Source organism: Bacillus sp. V59.32b (genome assembly GCF_003429085.1).
Taxonomy (GTDB): Bacteria; Bacillota; Bacilli; order Bacillales; family DSM-1321; genus Peribacillus.
The window spans coordinates 24129-43794 of record NZ_QVTC01000030.1 but is presented as its reverse complement, the minus strand read 5'-3'; the positions used below and the strand labels follow the sequence as shown (position 1 = coordinate 43794).

Below are 19666 nucleotides of genomic sequence, written 5' to 3'. Positions count from 1 at the left end.
ATACCTCCTATATGAGAACCGTTATTTCCTTGCTTCAACGGCCCTGGCGTGAGCCTCAAGGCCTTCCAATCGGGCAAAAGCAGCAATTTTTGCAGCGTTAGCCCTAAACGCTTCTTCACTATACATAATGATGCTTGATTTTTTTTGGAAGTCATCGACGTTCAAAGGACTCGAAAATCTGGCTGTCCCATTCGTCGGGAGCACATGATTCGGTCCGGCAAAATAATCCCCCACCGGCTCTGTGCTGTATCGTCCAAGAAAAATCGCACCAGCATGGCGGATTTTCGCCATCACTTCCAGCGGCTTTATAGTCAAGACTTCCAGATGTTCCGGTGCCAGCCCATTGACCGCATCAATCGCCTGATCCATATCTGCACAGAGGATGATCCGACCATAATCTCTAATCGATTGTTCTGCAATTTCCCGGCGCGGAAGCTGCTTAAGCTGACTTTCCACCTCAAGAGAAACTTCCTCTGCTAATTTTGGTGAAGTTGTTACCAATATACTGCATGCTCGCGGGTCATGCTCTGCCTGCGAAAGCAAATCTGCAGCAGCTTCCGAAGCAATCGCTGTCTCATCTGCAAGCACCGTAATCTCGCTGGGACCGGCGATCATATCAATGGCTACATCGCCAAAAACCTCCCGTTTTGCCAGCGCTACATAAATGTTTCCAGGCCCGACAATCTTATCGACCTTCTCAATCGATTCTGTTCCATACGCAAGAGCCGCAACCGCCTGGGCACCGCCTACCTTATAGATCTCTGTGACACCCGCTATTTTCGCAGCAGCGAGTACCGCTGGTGCCAGCTTGCCGTCTTTACCGGGAGGTGAGACCATAACAATCCGCTTTACCCCGGCAACGAGCGCAGGCATGACATTCATCAAAACAGATGATGGATAAGCAGCCGTCCCTCCAGGAACATAAACTCCGACCGCATCCAGTGGTGTAACCTTTTGGCCAAGCATGCTTCCAGTTTCATCCGTCGTCATCCAGGAATTGCGTTGCTGTTTTTGATGGAAGGATTTTATGTTCGCAGCCGCTTCACGAATGATTTTGATATATTCTTCGCCAAGTACCGCCATGCCTTCTTCTAGTTCACTATCGGTAACCATAAGATCCGACAATTCCACTCCATCAAAACGGTTCGTAAATGTAAACAATGCCGAATCGCCGTTATTTCTTACCTCTGAAATGATTTCCTGAACGGTCTTCCTTTGCTCCTCTGTACCTGAGTCAACCGAACGTTTCAAGGATATCCCTTCTGTATACCTCTCAATTTTCATACTCTCACCTCGGAGTCATTTATTCTCGGGCTAACGATTCGATAACCGGCGTAAGCCGCTCGACAATTTCCGTTATTCGCTGTTCTTTAATCCGATAGCTCACTGGGTTTGCAATCAGTCTAGATGTAACCTCTGCGATTCTGGCGTACTCTACTAAACCGTTGTCCCTCAACGTTTGTCCTGTAGATACAATATCGACGATTCGGTCAGCAAGGCCGATTAATGGCGCCAATTCGATGGAACCATTCAATTTAATGATTTCCACCTGCTCACCCTGTTCACGGAAATAACCGGAAGCCACATTCGGATATTTGCTGGCGATTTTCGGAGTGACATCACTAAGCTTTGTACCAGGAAGACCCGCGACCGCTAAGTAACAGGCACTAATTTTTAAATCGAGGAGTTCATATACGTCCCTCTCCTCTTCCAGCATAACATCTTTTCCGGCAATTCCAATGTCCGCCACACCGTGTTCGACATAGGTAACGACGTCCATCGGTTTTGCCAGCATGAAGCGGAGGTTTTCCTCCTCGACCTCAATAATTAACTTCCGGGAATCATCAAACTCCGGAGGCAACCGGAAGTCCGCTTTTCTTAATAGCTCTACCGCTTCCTCAAAGATTCTTCCCTTTGGCATCGCAATCGTTAAAAAGCTACTCATTTTCGTTACCTCCCTTGCCAATGAAGTATTGCACTTTAGAGAATATGGCTGTAAACGAATCCACATTTTGAACCGCATTTATATCCTGAGTCGTTACTCGTTTTCCTTCAAGACGTCTTTTCTGCGCATAAGCGAGTGCTTCTTTTCTATATTCAGAGGAAAATAGAACGCATTCAATAGGTTCTCCGCTTTTTAGCTCCCCTAGTGCTTCAGCCAATTGGTCCATCCGGATCGCAAAACCCGTTGCCGGCACATTCCAGCCAAATTTTTGGAGCAGGCTGTCATATCTGCCGCCGTTGCCGATCGGCGATCCGATTTCCGCGGCATACACTTCAAACAGTGTCCCCGTATAGTAGCTCATATGGCTGACAAGCGTTAAATCGAAGCTAATATATTGTTCAACACCAAACTCTTTTAATTGGGCGAGTAATTCTTTTAATTCGTATAAAGTATTTTTGCCCTTGTTATTTTCAAGGAGCTTCATGGCATTGTCTATGGACTCCTCTCCGCCGCGAAGTGAAATAAACTGTATCAACCTTTGCTTATCAATAGAAGAAAGCGGAAGGGATTTTACATGCTCCCGGTAGCCCACGTAATTTTTTTCATATAAAAACTTTCGCAAATTTGCGGCTCTTTCTTCATTACCGAGGATGCTGATAAACAATTCCTGCAGAAAGCCTATATGCCCGATGGAAACCTTAAACCCATCCAGGCCAGCCGCCTTCAGCGCCGAAACCAGTAAAGAGATAATTTCTGCATCTGCGCTAATTGAATCGTTGCCAATACACTCAATCCCAATCTGCTCAAATTCCGCCGGCTTACCGCCTTCTCTTTGCTGGGCGCGATAAACATTTTCAGAATATGCTAGGCGGATCGGAGTTTGCTGCTTCAAGAGTTTGGAAGCCGCCATTCTCGCAATCGGCGCCGTCATATCCGGACGGAGTACAAGTGTATGTCCCTCTCTGTCCAGGAGCTTAAACAATTGAGCGTCCAATATGGCCGAAGCCTCCCCGATTGTTTCGTAAAATTCCAAGGCAGGCGTTTCTATAAATTGATAGCCCCACTTGCTAATTTCCTCGCTCATCTTATTTCGAATGACTGCTTTTGTCTCATATAAAAGCGGAAGAGTGTCTCTCATTCCGAGTGGTTTTTCAAACATAAACGGCTTAGTCACGGCGACACGTCCTTTTTATTAATAAATAGCTTCTATTATTATTTCTCATTGCACAATCTTTTCTCTATTTAAAAGAAAGAATTTTCTAAAACGCTTTAGTTCGCTAATAAAGTGAAGTTATAAAACAGTTTACCTTTGATGACTTTTTCAGTCAAGAGCAGAACATTCAACAGCCGATTTTTACTAGTTTATTTATATAAAGAATACTATTATTGTAAATTCCAAAAATTTATCTATTCCTTTTTCTGTAAATCGATTATAATTTTCTAGTAGATATTATTTCATAGAGAACAATGGGGGAGTAAAATGAAGAAGTTGATGATGATTATTGCCAGTGCTGTTATCGTATTTATGTCCAGTGTCCCTGTTTTTGCTGCTATACCTCCAGCTGAATTGGACGCTTATCTAGCTGAAGTAGGGATGAATGAGCCAGAGTTAAGAGAGTATTTAGCCGCTATGCAATATCCTGCGATTGAAGATTATGAATCGATTTCAGAATTACGTAAAAAATTAGGGAAGCCGCTCACAGAAGCTACTCTTGCGGAATTTTTGGATAAAAACCAGATGTCAAAGGAAGAACTTGAAGAAATGCTGATAGCTTATGGTGAATTAGAAGACGGCGAAGAAATTGTCGACAACTTCTATTTTGTGAACGACCTCAACGACTATCTGTACGATCAATTAGAAGACGAGTTTTATTTAGCAATGAAGGATGTCTTCGATGAATTTAGCATCACCAAAGAAGAATATGGAAAACTTTATGATCATTTGAACACTGTTCGTAAAGGTTCAGATATCGAGGGCGCTTTGGCTGAACTCGACCTGCTTGCCGATGAAATGATGTCTGTCGGAGAATTCGAGACAATGGATGAAATCTCTGAAGAAGAAGTCGCTGAAATGTTAGCTATCTATGATGAAATACAACGTATCTTCCAAGTGAAATTCACGTATGCGCTCGTCCAAAATGGCGTTGAGAAAGATCTCTCCCTTCAAGCATTAATGGAGATTGAGGAATTAAGTGAGGATGCTGTTTTAAAGATAAATGTTTACGCTCTTAATACAAATGAGAAACTTCTGGATTTAATCATCACCCCTGAAATGTTTAATGACGACCTAATAGAAGATGTCGGAGATGGCCTCAAGGATGCAACAAAAACTACGCCAGTAAAGACAGAAATGGGCGGCAAGCTTCCGAAAACAGCCGGTGACTATATGGCTGGAATGCTAATTGGACTGCTTCTGATTGGCGGATCCATTGTATTTATGAAAAAAGCAGGGTCTGTGAAATAAGATGAAAACGAATAAAAAACAGCATTCGAAAAAGAAGACGGTGCTTATTGTTTGTGCAGTATTGCTGTTTTGCGGCGGTTTTTATTTTACGACCACCAACGCCTATACTTTTCTAAAAGGCTATGCCATCTATACGTTTAATAAGCCTGAGGTTGCAGCTGAGAGCAAACCTCAAAAGAGCACCCCGGTTGCAACTGAAGCGAAAGATAATGAGAAAGAAGCGGGCATTCTTTATCCGGAGCGTCCGCAAAAGGGCGATGTCGTAGGAGAGCTGTATATCCCTAAGCTTGAGAAAAGCCTCCCCATCTATCATGGCACAGATGAAGATGAATTAGAAAAAGGGGTTGGCCATTACGCGAAGTCGGTTCTCCCCGGTGAGAAAGACAACTCCGTCTTATCAGGCCACAGAGACACGGTTTTCCGTAAGCTCGGTGAAGTAGGTAAAGGTGATTTGCTTGTGGCGAAAACAGAAGCCGGAACGTTTACCTATAAGGTCAGGAAAGTGCGCATTGTAGATGCTGACGACCGGACCGTGATCGTTCCTAAGCCTAAGGCTACACTGACGGTTACGACCTGTTATCCATTTAACTTCATCGGCGATGCACCGGAACGTTATGTTTTAGTCGCTGATTTGTTGAAAACGGAACTGAACTGATAAAGAAAACTCGTCGATTGACGAGCCTGTTAAGGCGAAGACAGAGACGTAGTTACACTTATGGAGAAAGGAAAGTTTATACTTTCCTTTCTGCCCTGCAAAGGCTGCTGATTTGGCAGCCTTTTTCTCTTAAGCCGCTACTTCGATGATATATTATTTTGATTTTCGATGATATATCCCAAATATCGGTGATATATTTCAAATTTCGGTGATATAGCCTGAATTTCGGTGATATATTTCTATTTTCGGTGATATCTCAAATTTCAGTGACATCCTGAATTTCGGTGATATTCTATTTTTCATTTAATATGTTTAAAAGACTATCAATCAGGGAAACTATCATTTGTTATTGATTATTTTGGAGGAAGAACAACTATGGACAAGCAAAAACAGGAGAGCTTTTTTCAGCTGCTCCAAAGCACATATGAATCTACAGCGAATCGTGATGATGTTTCACTGGAAGATCTAATGACTACATTAAAAGATCAACTATCCATCTTATTTGCTGAAAAAAATTAAGGATTTGCCCATCAAAGGCAAATCCTTTTCTTTTACTCCAATAGTCCCCGCTGTGCTACTTCTTCTTTCGTATAAATCACTCTCATCGGGTTCCCTCCGACAAAAGCTCCTTCCGGCACATCTTTATGAACGAGGGTACCGGCCGACACGATCGCACCGTTGCCAATCGTTACTCCCGGCAGAATCGTTGAATTGGCGCCAATCATCACCTCGTCACCAATGTGGACCTCACCCAGACGATATTCCTTGATTAAATATTCATGAGCCAAAATCGTAGTGTTATATCCAATTACCGAATTCCGCCCGACCGAGATTTTTTCAGGGAACATGACATCCAGCATGACCATGAGTGCAAATGAGGTTTGCTCGCCGACCTTCATCCTCAGAAATGTGCGGTACAGCCAGCTTTTCATCGCTAAAAATGGCGTATACCTTGCCAGTTGGATCACGATGAAGTTTTTGACAACCTTCCAGAACGGCACTGTTTTATAAACATGCCATAACGAATTAGCCCCCTCGACAAAATGCCTTTCGGTGCGTCTCATTTTCGTGAAGCCTCAGGAATTCGTAATAAGTCGCCCATATGATCAAGCATATAGTCCGGTTCAAAGCCTTCAAGATATTCACGGCCCTTTACTGTCCAGGCCACACCCGCAGTCAGTGTCCCGGCGTTTTTTCCGGCAAGGACATCATGATGATTATCACCGATCATGATCGCCTCTGATGGAGATGATTCTAAAAGATGCAACGCTTTTAGTACAGGCTCCGGATCCGGCTTGGCGTTTTCGACATCGTCCAACGTGACAATCACTTCAAAGAACTCATCGAGCTTGCTGAGCTTCAGTCCTTTTAATACAACATCGCGTTTCTTTGTCGTTACGATGCCAAGTTTGTATTCTTCTTCATGCAAGATCCTTATCGTTTCATACACGCCTTCATATTGCGTCACCATCGCATCATGGTTTTTAACATTGTGCTCACGATAGCGGGCAATCATTTCCTCCACCCGTTCTTTGTCAATTGAATGGAAAGTTTCATAGAGAGATGGCCCAATAAAGGGCAAGATATCTTCCCGTGTATATTGACCAGGATAATAATAATTCAGTGTTTCCGTGAAAGAAGCAATAATCAAGTCGTTTGTATTAATCAGTGTTCCGTCTAAATCAAAAAGTAATGTTGTAATCTTATTGCCCATATGTGGCTTCCTTCCTTCTTGTAATATCAGCACGATTCCATAAGTACCCTACCGTTATCGTTAATAATAAAGCAACAACAACCCTTATTAGTAATAACGGCAAGACAGGAATTCCCAGGGGCACAAATATCAAGGTATCCTCCACAACGGCATGGCAGGCGACCAAAAAGATAAACGCCAATGTGATATCTTTTTTGCTTACATTGTCCTCTTGAACTGCCTGAATCATCACGCCCGCACCATATGCGAGCCCAATCGTCAAACCGGCCACAAGCGTCATCGAAGCATTAGGTTTCATACCAAGAATCCGCATAAATGGGGCGAGCAGCCGAGAAAAGGCATCAAGCCATTTTAGATCTTTCATAATTTGGATAATGACCATAAGCGGAATCACAATGATCGCCAGCTGAAGAATTCCGGCAAGCGCTTTTTCAATCCCGTACAAAACGATAGCTCCAGCACCCTCCAACTCCGGTGCAGCGCTGCTTATAAAACCGTACTTTGCTGTGTCGCTCCCGCCATTCCAGACCAGGTTGATCACAACAGCTGAAATCACTGCAAGGCCGATTCGCACCGCTAGGATCATCCAAAGCTTGACTCCGACTTTCATGGCAACCCCGGATTCAATCAACAGATTGTGGGAAAAAGAAAGCATAATGGCAATGATAAATACTTCTTTCACTGAGAGTTCGAGCGTCAATATTCCAGCAATCCCGGCGTATAGATTCAAGAACTTACCGAGTACAAGCGGAATCGCTGCTTCTCCTGGAAGTCCAAACAGATGCATCAATGGAGCGATGATTGTCGTAATCCAGCCCAGTACGGGTGTATATTGAAGTATTGAAATAATGAGTGTGACGGGAAAAATAACTTTCCCCAGTGTCCATGTCGTATGCAGACCGGCAAGCAGTCCTTTTTTAACAGATTCCTTTGTCATTTCCCTTCACCTCTTGCCAGCTATATGCTTTATGATTCTAAATATCTCTTATCCGCATAGCCGCGCATTCTTCTGACTATTATTAAACCTACCGCGACCACTATTAAGACAATCGAGATTACCTGTGCGATCCGAAGTGTTTCTGTAAGCATTAGGCTGTCTGTACGAAGATCCTCGATAAAGAAACGTCCAACCGAATACCAGATGACGTATCCTAGAAAAAGTTCTCCCTGACGCAGGTTGGCTTTCCTGAGTAGAATCAGAATGACAACCCCGGCAATATTCCAAACAGATTCATATAAGAATGTCGGATGATAATAGGAACCGTTTATGTACATTTGATTAATGATGAAATCCGGAAGAAAAAGACCTTCCAGAAAGGATCTGCTTACTTCTCCTCCATGCGCTTCCTGATTCATAAAGTTCCCCCAACGCCCAATTGCCTGCCCTAACAGGATACTCGGCGCCGCTATATCGGCGATTTTCCAAAAAGACAACTTCTTAATCCTTGCAAACACGATGGCGGTCACAACAGAACCAATGAGCGCTCCATGAATGGCAATTCCACCATTCCAAATAGCGATAATTTCCCCGGGATTCTGGCTATAATAATCCCATTCAAATATCACATAATAAATTCTGGCACTGATAATCGCAATAGGAACTGCATATAAAATTAAGTCCACAAACGCATCCTTGTTGAGCCCTCTTCTTTCTGATTCCCTGACAGCCAGATAAAGCGCAAGCAGTACACCGGTACCGATAATCAAGCCATACCAATGTACCTGAAGCGATCCCAATTCAAAGGCAATCGGGTTTAAAGGCTTTATTCCTTCTTCCATTCAAACTCCCTCTTTTCGCTCATTTCTTAATATCGATGTGTAATTTATAGTTCTTCATGATCTCCCTCGGCGATGGCATTGTTCAAACGGCTCGAAAATTGTTCAGCCGCGTTAACGCCCATCCGCTTCAATCGGAAGTTCATCGCCGCAACCTCGATAATAACGGCCAGGTTCCGGCCAGGCCGGACAGGCACGGTCAATTTGGTGATATCCGTATCAATAATTTTCATCGTTTCTTCGTCCAGGCCTACCCGGTCGTACTGCTTATTTTTTTCCCAAAGTTCAAGATTGATCACGAGTGATATTTTCTTATTGCTGCGCACCGCCCCTGCACCAAACAACGTCATGACGTTAATGATCCCCAGGCCACGAATCTCGAGCAGATGCTCGATTAACTCAGGAGCATTACCGACCAGCGTATCCTGATCTTCCTGCCTGATTTCAACACAATCATCGGCGACAAGCCGGTGTCCTCTTTTAACCAGTTCAAGGGCGGTCTCACTTTTACCAACGCCGCTTTTACCGGTAATCAAAACACCCACTCCATATATATCAATCAAAACCCCATGCACCGCAGTAGTAGGGGCCAGCTTACTTTCAAGAAAATTGGTCAAATGACTGAACAATCTGGTTGTCTTCATGTTCGATCTCATCACCGGCACCGATTCACGCTCCGATGCTTGAATCAATTCAACAGGGACATCCTGACCGCGGGTAATGATAATCCCGGGAGTGATATCGCGGCAAAGCTGCTCCATTCTGATCTTTTGTTCCGGTTCACTCAGCTTATCGTAAAAACTCATTTCCGTCATCCCAAGCAGTTGAAGACGTTCAGCCGGATAGTAATCGAAAAAGCCGGCAATCTCAAGTCCCGGACGCGACAGGTCACTGGTGACAATCGGCCTATTAACCCCCTCTTCCCCGCTGATCAGTTCTAAATGAAATGTATCGATTACATCTTTTACACGTACTTTAGCCATTTATGTAATTCCTCCCACTGGAGTTGATTGTAAAGTTCCTTCTCTATTTTAGCATTTTTTGTGAAAGAACCAAATAATGCAGGCCAAAAAACATTCTTGAGATTTTCCTTAATCATTCTAATAAGCGATATAGGAACATTTCTTAATAAAGACGCTACTAATTACTCATTCGTTTATATGATAGGGGCGAGACACCGCTTTGCAAAAAATCTTATAGAAAGGAGGAACGATAATGAAAATTATGCTTGATGCGGGGCACGGTTATCAGACGCCTGGAAAACGCACACCCGATGGGATGCGGGAGTATGAATTTAATCGCGCCGTCGCTTCCGAAGCGAAATCATTGCTGGACAAGTATGCAGAAGTTACAGTCTACTTTGCCCATTCCGACCGCGAGGACATTCCGCTTCGCCGAAGAACAGACCAGGCAAATGCGCTAAAAGCTGATGTGTATATTTCCATTCACGCAAACGCATTTGGAAACGGCTCTTGGAACGATGCGGGAGGAATCGAGACATTCGTGTACGCGACGAAACCGCAAGAATCACTGTCTCTCGCGAAAAGAATCCAAACTAATATGACTGACTTGACCGGTCTTATCGACCGCGGTGTGAAAACAGGTGATTTCCATGTTCTTCGCGAAACAAAATGTCCAGCTGTTCTTGTCGAATGCGGCTTTATGACAAACCACCTTGAAGCGTCTCTCCTCCGTTCAGAAGATTACCGGAAGCTCTGCGCGAAAGCGATTGTGAAGAGTATTGTCCAGCATTTCCGGCTTGAACTTCCTGAAACTCCAAGAAATACAGCCATTTACCGTGTTCAGACAGGTGCATTCAAAACCAAGAGTAATGCCGAAGAACTTGTAAAAAGATTAAAAGCAGCTGGCTTTGAGGGCACGATTATCTAGAAAAAGAAGTCCGGCAAAGTAGTTTCCTTTGCCGGACTTGCCCAGGATGGGCTGGCATCGACGTAAGGCATAACGATGTGGCAGGTCTTAGTCGATGTCCCTTACTTCCAGGGCGCTTGCGCTTTTCTAATTTAATTGATAGTTATAGATCCTGTCTTTGTATCGGCGAAAATATGCAGTGCCGGTTCATCGAGACGTGCTGTTTTAAACGTAAGCACCTTTTGGACCACTTCATTTTTTTCTTCTACCACTTCAATACCCGGAAGGTTCACATGCAAACTGCCGATATTGGACTTTAGCTCTCCATGAACAGCCGTACCCGACTCCAGGTTCACGTATATTTTTCCGGTTACTGTTTTTGCGTGAATATAATCTCCCTTGCGGCCAGGGAAGTAGCAGGATATATCACCGGAAAAGGACTGGGCGTCTATTTTATTAAAATAACCATCAGTAACAATCGAACCGTTAAGTGTTTCAGCCTCGATTTTTTCTAAGTGCGCATGTTCAACTGTTATTGCGCCGTTACCGGTTTCAAACTCGGCTTTTTCACCGGAAAGCTGGTTGAAAGTAATCGCCCCATTAGCTGTTTTGGCCTTCATTTTTTCAAACTGCAGATTTTCCCCGCTTATCGAACCATTGAATAACCTTATATTCACTTGGTCATAATGAGATTTCGGTACATAGATATTTGCTTCAATCTTCATTGACTTTTGTCTTGCGGCGAATTGAAAGCTATATTCGTTTGCTGAAAAAAGGACGTCCCGCAAAAAGATGCTTCTCGCCTCATCCTGATTGTTTACTCTGTATATTTTCGCTTGGCATTCTACCCGCAAGTCCTGCTGATCCCAAGGAATAAGGTTGGCTTTTCCGTTTGCTATTTCAATGTTGATTTCTTTAAAGAAGGTCTGATTTTGGTGGAATATATGGGCGATGTCTACGGAAGCACCAAAGTTGAAATCCAAGTCGGCTTCCTTCATTTTTTTGATGGCACTATCGATAAAATCGATGACTTTGTCTTTTGAGGAGTGGATTTTTTTCTGAAAGGAATCATGTGATTTCTCGTCAGATTCTTCAAACTTATTGACCGGTGCAAGCTCATGAACAAGGCTTTCTTCTTTTTTTCCGCTTTCCTGTTCGGCTTTATCCAGTTCTGTCAGCAAAGCCAACGCGTCATCAGCAGATAATTTCCCTTCCTGAACCAATTGTAAAATCCGCTTCTTTTCCTCCTGCATTTACTTCCCCACCTTTACTATATGAGTAAAATGAATTCACTTATAATGTTTACGCAACCAGTTGCAGAAAGTTTCATATTGAATTCATTTTATCATGGCACAAACATTTCACCAGTAATATTCGACAGCAGTGTATCGACAACTTACTCCTGGGAATATATCCGCATTTCCCCGGAAATATTATCTTTCTTATCGTTTCAATTAAACGATTGATTAAGAATCCAAAAGACATGAACAGACAACAAGCGATAAAGAAAACTCGTCGTTTGACGAGCCGTAAAGCGAAGATGTGACGAAGTTGAGGCCCACAACAAGGAATTCTACGACAGCGATGCATCACTAGCGCAGGATGCGCTGGCGTCGGTGTAAGACATAAGGACGTGGCGGCACTTAGTCTGTGTTCAGCTTTATGCAGAAAGGAAAGTTATTGCGTCCCTTTCTGCCAAAAATAAAGCAAGCCTCATGGCTTGCTTCGCTCTACTTTACATGTTCATGTTCTTTTTCTTCAATCCATTTTTCCATACGAATCTGGTCACGGGTTAAAACTGACTTTAGATATTTGCCGGTATGTGATTCTTCTTCCTTAATGATTTGCTCTGGTGTTCCCGTTGCCACGATCGTTCCGCCTTTATCCCCGCCTTCAGGACCAAGATCGACAATATAATCCGCTGCTTTGATCACATCGAGATTATGTTCGATCACAAGAACGGTATCACCATTCTCCACGAGCCGCTGTAAAACGACCAACAGTCTGGAAATATCATCGACATGCAGCCCGGTCGTCGGTTCGTCGAGGATATAAAATGAACGCCCGTTTGAACGTTTATGCAACTCCGAAGCAAGTTTCACACGCTGAGCTTCTCCTCCGGAAAGAGTCGTAGCCGGCTGTCCAAGTGTAATGTATCCAAGACCAACATCATAAATCGTTTGCAGCTTCCTTCTGATTTTCGGAATGTTTTCAAAGAATGGGAGTGCATCTTCCACCGTCATATCAAGAATTTCAGAAATATTTTTGCCTTTATATTTCACTTCCAGCGTCTCACGATTATATCGCTTTCCATGACAAACTTCACATGGAACGTAAACGTCAGGAAGAAAATGCATTTCAATCTTAATGATTCCATCGCCACGGCAGGCCTCACAGCGGCCGCCTTTTACGTTAAAGCTAAAGCGTCCTTTTTTATATCCGCGAATCTTTGCTTCATTTGTGGTGGCATAAACATCGCGGATGTCATCGAAAACACCTATATAAGTAGCCGGATTGGAACGCGGTGTCCTGCCTATTGGCGATTGGTCTATATCAATGACTTTTTCAAGATGTTCAATTCCTTTAATCTCTTTAAACTGTCCTGGCTTTGTCTTTGCGCGATTCAGCTTTTGGGCGAGCGTCTTATGAAGGATTTCATTAATCAAGGTACTCTTACCCGAACCTGAAACACCAGTAACAGCTATAAAGTTACCAAGCGGGAATTTGACGTTAACATTCTTTAAGTTATTTTCCTTTGCGCCTTTAATTTCCACAAACCTTCCGTCGCTCTTGCGGCGCTCAAGTGGAAGTGGAATGAATTTCTTCCCTGATAGATATTGTCCCGTTATCGAGTTCGGATCTTCCATAACATGTTCAGGAGTTCCGGCTGAAATGATTTCTCCCCCATGCACACCCGCACCAGGACCAACATCAATAAGATAGTCAGCAGCCATCATCGTATCCTCATCATGTTCAACCACAATCAGAGTATTGCCGATATCGCGCATATTCTTTAACGTATCAATCAGTCGGTCATTATCCCGTTGATGAAGGCCGATTGACGGTTCATCGAGGATATAAAGAACTCCGGTCAGGCGAGATCCGATCTGGGTAGCAAGGCGAATACGCTGAGCCTCCCCGCCAGAAAGTGTGCCGGCCGCACGGCTTAAAGATAAATATTCAAGCCCTACATTTGAGAGGAAACCCAGGCGTTCTTCAATTTCCCGCAAAATCAGATTCGAAATTTTTCTTTCCTTTTCCGTCAACTCAAGATTATTATAAAAATCCAAAGCCTCTTTAATGGAAAGTGAAGTGGTCTGGCTAATATGCTGGCCTTGAATCAATACAGCAAGACTTTCACGCTTCAGTCTGTATCCCTTACAGGTTTGGCAATCATGCTCAGCCATATATTTTTCCATCTGCTCCCTAGTCCAATCAGAGCTCGTTTCTTTGTAACGGCGTTCTACATTTTTTAAGATGCCTTCAAATTGAAGGTAATTTTCTCGGACCTGCCCAAAATCGTTTTCATACCTGAAGTAGATTTTATCTTTTTTGGAACCGTATAATATTTTATCCACAGCCGCTTCGGACAAATCTTTAACCGGCACATCCATATCAATGCCAAAATGATTCGCGATCGCTTCGAGCAATTGCGGATAATACTGTGAGCTGGTCGGCTCCCATGGGGCAATTGCATGCTGGCGAAGGGTAAGATCCCTGTCCGGAATCACAAGTGCTATGTCTACCTCAAGTTTAGAACCAAGGCCGTCACAGTCGGGACAAGCTCCGAAAGGACTGTTGAAAGAAAACATTCTTGGCTCAAGCTCTCCAATTGAAAAACCGCAGTATGGACATGCGTGATGTTCACTGAAAAGGAGCTCTTCCTCACCGTTCACATCGATGATTACTTTCCCCTCACCCAGCTTCAATGAATTCTCCAACGAATCGGCAAGACGAGCAGAAACGCCTTCCTTTACAACGATTCGGTCGATGATCACCTCAATTGAATGCTTTTTATTCTTTTCAAGACTGATTTCATCGCCCAGATCATGTATTTCTCCATTAATACGAGCCCGGACATACCCTTGTTTCTTAATGTCCTCAAGTACCTTAGCATGAGTGCCTTTTCTGCCGGAAACCAGCGGAGCGAGTACCTGCAGCTTGGTGCGTTCAGGATACTCCATAATTCTGTCAACCATTTGCTCAATGGTTTGCGAAGTGATTTCTATATTATGAATGGGGCATGTCGGCCGGCCGACACGTGCATACAATAAACGCAAATAATCATAAATCTCCGTTACGGTTCCCACAGTGGAGCGCGGATTCCGGCTCGTCGTTTTCTGGTCGATTGAAATCGCTGGCGATAGACCTTCAATCGAATCGACATCCGGTTTGTCCATTTGCCCTAAAAATTGGCGGGCGTAAGCAGACAACGACTCCACATAACGTCGCTGTCCTTCCGCATATATCGTATCAAAGGCTAAAGACGATTTGCCTGAACCTGATAATCCTGTCAGAACGACCAGCTTATCTCTGGGAATGGTGACATCAATATTTTTCAGGTTATGCGCTCTGGCGCCTTTAACGATGAGTTTATCCATTACCATTGTCTCGTCATCCTTCCGCTTTTAACTCTAGCAGCAAATCACGAAGCTCTGCGGCTCGTTCGAAATCCAATGCTTTCGCCGCTTGCTTCATCTCTTTTTCCATACTTGCCATCATCTTCTCGCGTTCTTTTTTCGTCATATTAGCCAAGCTTGGTGCAGGATTATATTGTTCCTGTTCTTCCGCGGCATGGGTAGCTCTAATTCCTTCTCTAATATCCTTTTGGATCGTTTGTGGAACAACGCCATGCTCTTTATTGTATTTCTCCTGTATTTCCCGACGTCGTTTTGTTTCACTTATCGCCAGTTCCATCGAGTTCGTCATTCGGTCTGCATACATGATGACACGGCCATTTGCGTTCCGGGCAGCACGTCCGATTGTCTGAATCAATGACCGCTCTGAGCGAAGGAAACCTTCCTTATCGGCATCTAAAATCGTAACCAAGGAAACCTCCGGGATATCCAATCCTTCCCTAAGCAGGTTGATCCCCACCAAAACATCATACTTCCCCATCCTAAGCTCGCGGATGATTTCAATCCGATCTAATGTCTTTACCTCAGAATGCAGATATTGAACTTTAATGCCGATTTCTTTTAAGTAATCGGTCAGGTCTTCGGACATTTTCTTGGTTAAAGTCGTAACAAGCACGCGCTCATTCTTTTTAACTCGCTCCTGGATTTCGCCGATTAAATCATCAATCTGCCCTTCAATGGGGCGGACATCAATGATTGGATCCAATAAACCAGTAGGCCTGATGATCTGCTCAACCATCTCAGGGGTATGATCAATTTCATAAGGTCCCGGAGTCGCGGAAACATATACAGCCTGACCCACTTTTTTCTCAAACTCTTCAAATCTGAGTGGCCTGTTATCCATCGCGGAAGGCAAACGGAAGCCGTGGTCAACAAGCACCTGCTTGCGGGCCTGGTCTCCATTGAACATCCCGCGTATTTGTGGAAGCGATACATGCGACTCGTCCACGACAAGCAGGAAGTCTTCTGGAAAATAATCCAACAGCGTATAGGGTGTCGAACCTGCAGGCCTTAATGTAAGTTGGCGGGAATAGTTTTCAATTCCTGAACAGAAACCCATTTCGCTCATCATTTCAAGATCATATCTCGTTCTTTGTTCAATACGCTGGGCCTCAAGGAGCTTTTCATCTTCACGAAGCTCGACTAAACGTTCTTCCAATTCTTTTTCGATATTGGCGATTGCCAATTTCATTTTTTCTTCCCTGGTAACGAAGTGGGATGCCGGAAAAATCGCAATATGATCCCGCTCGCCGATAATTTCTCCTGTCAATGCATCCACTTCACGAATCCGGTCGATTTCATCGCCAAAGAACTCAACCCTCATGCAATGTTCATCACGTGAAGCCGGGAAGATTTCGACTACATCTCCCCGTACTCGGAACGTCCCGCGTTGGAAGGCAATATCATTTCTTTCATATTGGATGTCAACCAGTCGGTGCAGCAGCGTATTTCTATCCATTTCCATGCCGGTGCGAAGTGAAACGACCATCTCCCTGTACTCTTCCGGAGAACCGAGACCATAAATGCAGGATACACTGGCAATAATGATGACATCCTTGCGTTCGAATAAGGACGAAGTGGCTGAGTGCCGCAGTTTATCGATTTCATCATTGATGCTCGCGTCCTTTTCAATGAAGGTGTCTGTAGATGGCACATAAGCTTCCGGTTGGTAATAGTCATAATAGCTGACAAAGTATTCAACGGCGTTATTTGGGAAAAATTCTTTAAATTCACTATATAGCTGGCCAGCCAGCGTTTTATTGTGGGCAATGACAAGCGTCGGCTTGTTCACTTCCTTTATGACATTCGACATAGTGAACGTTTTGCCCGTACCCGTCGCACCAAGCAGTGTCTGATGTTTTTTTCCTTTATTTAAACCATCAATGATCTGCCGGATCGCTTCCGGCTGATCTCCCTGAGGTGAATATTTTGAGACTAGCTCAAATACGTCCTTCACTCGGCAAACCTCCCATTGTCTTTACAATATAACTGTATTTCTATTAAAAGAAGAAGGATCTTTTCAGGTCCCTCTTTACCTGTATCTATATATTTATAGCCATTTCTTTGACTTTCATATACACATTCTACCACATAACCACGAAAACAAACCAGCAAAAAGCGAACGTTCATTCGTTTTTCTTTCGACAAAGGCTCCATCATTGAGAGAGGTTCCATAAAAAAAAGCACCTTACTAGGCGCTTGACGCGTTTTTCTCCATCATCCTTGAGGATAACCAAAAGCCAACAGTCAGTGAAAATGCATCTATGATAATTAACCACCACTCATGCGTATACCCTTTATACGCAGACGCCGCAATTAATGCCACTGTCAACGCAAGACCGATGACGCGGTTATAGGTCACTCTGGTAAACAGCAGAACAAGCAAAGCGGGAAGTATGAGTGCAGATAATAGCTTAATCATTTCTCTATCTCCCTTCAGAGAACCAATCGTATGAACTGAACCTGTAAAAAGTAAAAAGAAGAATATACTTATTTTAACGGATTATTGCTTTTTTTGCCAGTAAAATGACCTATAAGCATGGGGCTTATTTATCTTTAAAAAAGAACCTTGCAACCGTTACCGGCTCAAGGTTCTTTACTTTCAACTATTTAACTTAATAGGGATCCTGGGAATGACCTTTTTCTTCCGCTTTTCGAGGTGCATCCTCGGCTCCTTCAAAGCCGATCGGTTCCCGGCTCGAAGTGTTACCGGGATCAGCATTTCGTAGTCCTTCTTCTACTCTTCTACCATAATCCTCATCACACTTATAAAACATTTCGATCATTTTCGTTTTAATTCTTTCATCACACGGTGCCAACGTATTCACAAGGTTGGTGATCAATTCGTCTCTTTCCCAGTCTTCGAAGTGTCTGTAGGTCTCACCAGCTTGTCCAAAGTTGTTTTCGCGGTCGATGCTTTCCTTTACAAGTTTGCCTTCAACATAAGGTGTATGCGGCCTGCCACCCTCTTTTGCTTCTTTCAGGCCATCAAGTGTTGATGGCTCATAGTTGATATGCGGATTTTGGTCTTCTCCAAGATTCACATGGTATTGCATTTGTCCTCCACGCTGGTTGGTGGCAACCCGCTTTTTAGGCGCGTTGACCGGAAGCTGTAAGTAGTTAGGCCCAACCCGATGGCGCTGAGTATCGGAATAAGAGAATGTTCTGCCCTGAAGCATCTTGTCATCAGAGAAGTCCATTCCATCCACTAATACACCAGTTCCAAATGCTGCCTGTTCGACTTCATTGAAGTAATCTTTCGGATTTCGATCAAGCACCATTTTTCCGACAGCTAACCACGGGAACTTCTCTTCCGGCCATAGCTTTGTATCATCAAGCGGATCAAAGTCCAATTCAGGGTGTTCATCATCACTCATGATTTGTACGAGCAGCTCCCATTCCGGATAATCACCTTTTTCGATTGCTTCATATAAATCCTGGGTTGCATGGTTGAAGTTTTTCGCCTGAATTTCTTCAGCATCCTTCTGGGTCAGATTCTTAATGCCTTGCTTCGGCTCCCAATGATACTTTACAAGCACAGCTTTTCCTTCTTCATTGACCCACCGGTACGTGTTTACTCCCGATCCCTGCATTTGCCTATAATTGGCGGGAATGCCCCATGGCGAGAACAGGAACGTTATCATGTGCATGGCTTCAGGGGAATTGGAAATGAAATCAAACTGTCTTTCGCCATCCTGTATGTTCGTAACGGGATCCGGCTTAAAGGCATGAATGAAGTCCGGAAACTTCATCGCGTCGCGGATAAAGAAAATTTTAAGATTGTTTCCTACCAAATCCCAGTTTCCATCCTCTGTATACATTTTGACAGCGAATCCCCGGGGATCTCGTAGTGTCTCAGGGGAATGCGTTCCATGTATAACTGTAGAAAAGCGGACCAATAAAGGCGTTCGTTTGCCTTTTTCCTGAAATAGTTTAGCTCTTGTATACTTTGAAGGGTGCTCATCCCCTACTTTACCGTAGGCTTCAAAGTACCCATGAGCCCCTGCTCCTCTCCCGTGAACGACACGCTCTGGAATCCTTTCACGGTCAAAATGACTGATTTTTTCAATAAAGTCATAGTTCTCTAACGTGGCCGGACCTCTGTTGCCGACCGTGCGCATATTCTGGTTGTTTGAAACCGGATGACCCTGGCCGTTTGTTAAGGTTTCATCGGTTTCGCGCTCAGACTTTTTTTGGTTGTTGGATGATTGATCTTTTCCCACTTTTTCTCCTCCTTTTAGGTTATGTAGATACACTTACTACTTTTCCCTCATTTCTATAAAAAATGCCAATTTTGTAAGTGAAATTTCAAATAGGAAAAAAGAAGCAATCTAATTTCTCTGAAGAGAAATAGACCTAAATTAAAAACACTATATACCTAGTAAAATAATCCTATATTTCTACAAAACACTTAAGAATTCGACAAACAATCCGATAATTTTTATGTAACTTAAAGATAATACGCTAAAAAATAAGACTAAAGACGCTGGTTTTATTCACCAAAATTCGACATGCGAAATTTGTATCATTTTACTAAGTTTGTCTGATTTTTCAGTAGCTTTAAGTTATAGTGTTTATGGCAGCTGTCGAATTCTGCTGTACTTGG

At 43.6% G+C, this 19666-nt stretch carries 17 protein-coding genes; 4 read left to right on the top strand and 13 right to left on the bottom strand.

Annotated elements, in window-relative coordinates; translation table 11 throughout:
• Nucleotides 1-21: 21 nt before the first annotated feature.
• Genes hisD through D0463_RS08310 form a run of 3 tightly spaced genes read right to left on the bottom strand, consistent with a single transcriptional unit; the run spans nt 22 to nt 3119 of the window.
• Nucleotides 22-1284 (bottom strand): histidinol dehydrogenase, encoded by a 1263-nt coding sequence (hisD, locus tag D0463_RS08320; protein WP_117306942.1) that lies wholly within the window; start codon nt 1282-1284, stop codon nt 22-24.
• 19 nt (nt 1285-1303) lie between these two features.
• On the bottom strand, nt 1304-1945 hold the full coding sequence (hisG, locus tag D0463_RS08315; RefSeq protein WP_117306941.1) for an ATP phosphoribosyltransferase: 642 nt from the start codon (nt 1943-1945) through the stop codon (nt 1304-1306).
• A complete protein-coding gene (locus D0463_RS08310; RefSeq protein ID WP_117306940.1) occupies nt 1938-3119 on the bottom strand; it encodes an ATP phosphoribosyltransferase regulatory subunit in 1182 nt (393 codons plus the stop codon). The genes hisG and D0463_RS08310 overlap by 8 nt, the downstream gene beginning before the upstream one ends.
• A gap of 306 nt (nt 3120-3425) precedes the next feature.
• Here D0463_RS08310 and D0463_RS08305 point away from each other — a divergent pair, with 306 nt between their 5' ends.
• From D0463_RS08305 to D0463_RS19335, 3 genes are all read left to right on the top strand, one after another.
• The gene (locus D0463_RS08305) at nt 3426-4409 is read left to right on the top strand and encodes a processed acidic surface protein (protein ID WP_117306939.1); all 984 of its coding nucleotides are present in this window, start codon (nt 3426-3428) and stop codon (nt 4407-4409) included.
• 1 nt (nt 4410) lies between these two features.
• A complete protein-coding gene (locus tag D0463_RS08300; RefSeq protein ID WP_117306938.1) occupies nt 4411-5064 on the top strand; it encodes a class D sortase in 654 nt (217 codons plus the stop codon).
• 375 nt (nt 5065-5439) lie between these two features.
• On the top strand, nt 5440-5583 hold the full coding sequence (locus D0463_RS19335; RefSeq protein WP_160118383.1) for a hypothetical protein: 144 nt from the start codon (nt 5440-5442) through the stop codon (nt 5581-5583).
• 32 nt (nt 5584-5615) lie between these two features.
• Here D0463_RS19335 and D0463_RS08295 read toward each other — a convergent pair whose 3' ends face one another.
• From D0463_RS08295 to hprK, 5 genes are read right to left on the bottom strand one after another with little or no spacing between them, the layout of a single operon-like run.
• On the bottom strand, nt 5616-6128 hold the full coding sequence (locus D0463_RS08295; RefSeq protein WP_117306937.1) for an acyltransferase: 513 nt from the start codon (nt 6126-6128) through the stop codon (nt 5616-5618).
• Nucleotides 6125-6778, bottom strand: a complete 654-nt coding sequence (gene ppaX / locus D0463_RS08290) for a pyrophosphatase PpaX (RefSeq protein ID WP_117306936.1) — start codon at nt 6776-6778, stop codon at nt 6125-6127. The genes D0463_RS08295 and ppaX overlap by 4 nt, the downstream gene beginning before the upstream one ends.
• The gene (locus D0463_RS08285) at nt 6768-7715 is read right to left on the bottom strand and encodes a nucleoside recognition domain-containing protein (RefSeq protein WP_117306935.1); all 948 of its coding nucleotides are present in this window, start codon (nt 7713-7715) and stop codon (nt 6768-6770) included. Before D0463_RS08285 ends, ppaX begins: the two co-directional genes overlap by 11 nt.
• Before the next feature lie 29 nt (nt 7716-7744).
• Nucleotides 7745-8557: a prolipoprotein diacylglyceryl transferase gene (lgt, locus tag D0463_RS08280; protein ID WP_117306934.1), complete on the bottom strand. Its 813-nt coding sequence runs from the start codon at nt 8555-8557 to the stop codon at nt 7745-7747.
• A gap of 44 nt (nt 8558-8601) precedes the next feature.
• Nucleotides 8602-9537 carry an HPr(Ser) kinase/phosphatase gene (gene hprK / locus D0463_RS08275; RefSeq protein WP_117306933.1) on the bottom strand — a complete coding sequence of 312 codons (936 nt, stop codon included), beginning with the start codon at nt 9535-9537 and terminating at the stop codon, nt 8602-8604.
• Nucleotides 9538-9769: 232 nt separating this feature from the next.
• On the opposite strand from hprK, the gene D0463_RS08270 reads away from it, so the two are divergent.
• Nucleotides 9770-10444 carry an N-acetylmuramoyl-L-alanine amidase gene (locus tag D0463_RS08270; RefSeq protein WP_117306932.1) on the top strand — a complete coding sequence of 225 codons (675 nt, stop codon included), beginning with the start codon at nt 9770-9772 and terminating at the stop codon, nt 10442-10444.
• Nucleotides 10445-10575: 131 nt separating this feature from the next.
• Here the strand turns inward: D0463_RS08270 and D0463_RS08265 are convergent, their stop codons facing one another.
• The 5 genes from D0463_RS08265 to D0463_RS08240 all read right to left on the bottom strand — a co-directional run bounded on the left by D0463_RS08265 (nt 10576) and on the right by D0463_RS08240 (nt 19283).
• Nucleotides 10576-11676 (bottom strand): DUF4097 family beta strand repeat-containing protein, encoded by a 1101-nt coding sequence (locus D0463_RS08265; protein ID WP_117306931.1) that lies wholly within the window; start codon nt 11674-11676, stop codon nt 10576-10578.
• Between the two features lie 477 nt (nt 11677-12153).
• Nucleotides 12154-15030 (bottom strand): excinuclease ABC subunit UvrA, encoded by a 2877-nt coding sequence (gene uvrA, locus D0463_RS08260; RefSeq protein ID WP_117306930.1) that lies wholly within the window; start codon nt 15028-15030, stop codon nt 12154-12156.
• Nucleotides 15031-15037: 7 nt separating this feature from the next.
• Nucleotides 15038-17017: an excinuclease ABC subunit UvrB gene (gene uvrB / locus D0463_RS08255; RefSeq protein ID WP_117306929.1), complete on the bottom strand. Its 1980-nt coding sequence runs from the start codon at nt 17015-17017 to the stop codon at nt 15038-15040.
• A 234-nt stretch (nt 17018-17251) separates the two neighbouring features.
• Nucleotides 17252-17482 carry a CsbA family protein gene (locus D0463_RS08245; RefSeq protein WP_117306927.1) on the bottom strand — a complete coding sequence of 77 codons (231 nt, stop codon included), beginning with the start codon at nt 17480-17482 and terminating at the stop codon, nt 17252-17254.
• Nucleotides 17483-17675: 193 nt separating this feature from the next.
• Nucleotides 17676-19283, bottom strand: a complete 1608-nt coding sequence (locus D0463_RS08240; RefSeq protein ID WP_117306926.1) for a catalase — start codon at nt 19281-19283, stop codon at nt 17676-17678.
• Between the last annotated feature and the right edge of the window lie 383 nt (nt 19284-19666).

What these genes read in the sequence shown, in the direction of transcription:
- hisD (WP_117306942.1), bottom strand. Translation starts at nt 1,284, where the DNA reads ATGAAAATTGAGAGGTATACAGAAGGGATATCCTTGAAACGTTCGGTT.
- hisG (WP_117306941.1), bottom strand. Translation starts at nt 1,945, where the DNA reads ATGAGTAGCTTTTTAACGATTGCGATGCCAAAGGGAAGAATCTTTGAG.
- D0463_RS08305 (WP_117306939.1), top strand. Translation starts at nt 3,426, where the DNA reads ATGAAGAAGTTGATGATGATTATTGCCAGTGCTGTTATCGTATTTATG.
- D0463_RS08300 (WP_117306938.1), top strand. Translation starts at nt 4,411, where the DNA reads ATGAAAACGAATAAAAAACAGCATTCGAAAAAGAAGACGGTGCTTATT.
- D0463_RS19335 (WP_160118383.1), top strand. Translation starts at nt 5,440, where the DNA reads ATGGACAAGCAAAAACAGGAGAGCTTTTTTCAGCTGCTCCAAAGCACA.
- D0463_RS08295 (WP_117306937.1), bottom strand. Translation starts at nt 6,128, where the DNA reads ATGAGACGCACCGAAAGGCATTTTGTCGAGGGGGCTAATTCGTTATGG.
- ppaX (WP_117306936.1), bottom strand. Translation starts at nt 6,778, where the DNA reads ATGGGCAATAAGATTACAACATTACTTTTTGATTTAGACGGAACACTG.
- D0463_RS08285 (WP_117306935.1), bottom strand. Translation starts at nt 7,715, where the DNA reads ATGACAAAGGAATCTGTTAAAAAAGGACTGCTTGCCGGTCTGCATACG.
- lgt (WP_117306934.1), bottom strand. Translation starts at nt 8,557, where the DNA reads ATGGAAGAAGGAATAAAGCCTTTAAACCCGATTGCCTTTGAATTGGGA.
- hprK (WP_117306933.1), bottom strand. Translation starts at nt 9,537, where the DNA reads ATGGCTAAAGTACGTGTAAAAGATGTAATCGATACATTTCATTTAGAA.
- D0463_RS08270 (WP_117306932.1), top strand. Translation starts at nt 9,770, where the DNA reads ATGAAAATTATGCTTGATGCGGGGCACGGTTATCAGACGCCTGGAAAA.
- D0463_RS08265 (WP_117306931.1), bottom strand. Translation starts at nt 11,676, where the DNA reads ATGCAGGAGGAAAAGAAGCGGATTTTACAATTGGTTCAGGAAGGGAAA.
- uvrA (WP_117306930.1), bottom strand. Translation starts at nt 15,030, where the DNA reads ATGGTAATGGATAAACTCATCGTTAAAGGCGCCAGAGCGCATAACCTG.
- D0463_RS08245 (WP_117306927.1), bottom strand. Translation starts at nt 17,482, where the DNA reads ATGATTAAGCTATTATCTGCACTCATACTTCCCGCTTTGCTTGTTCTG.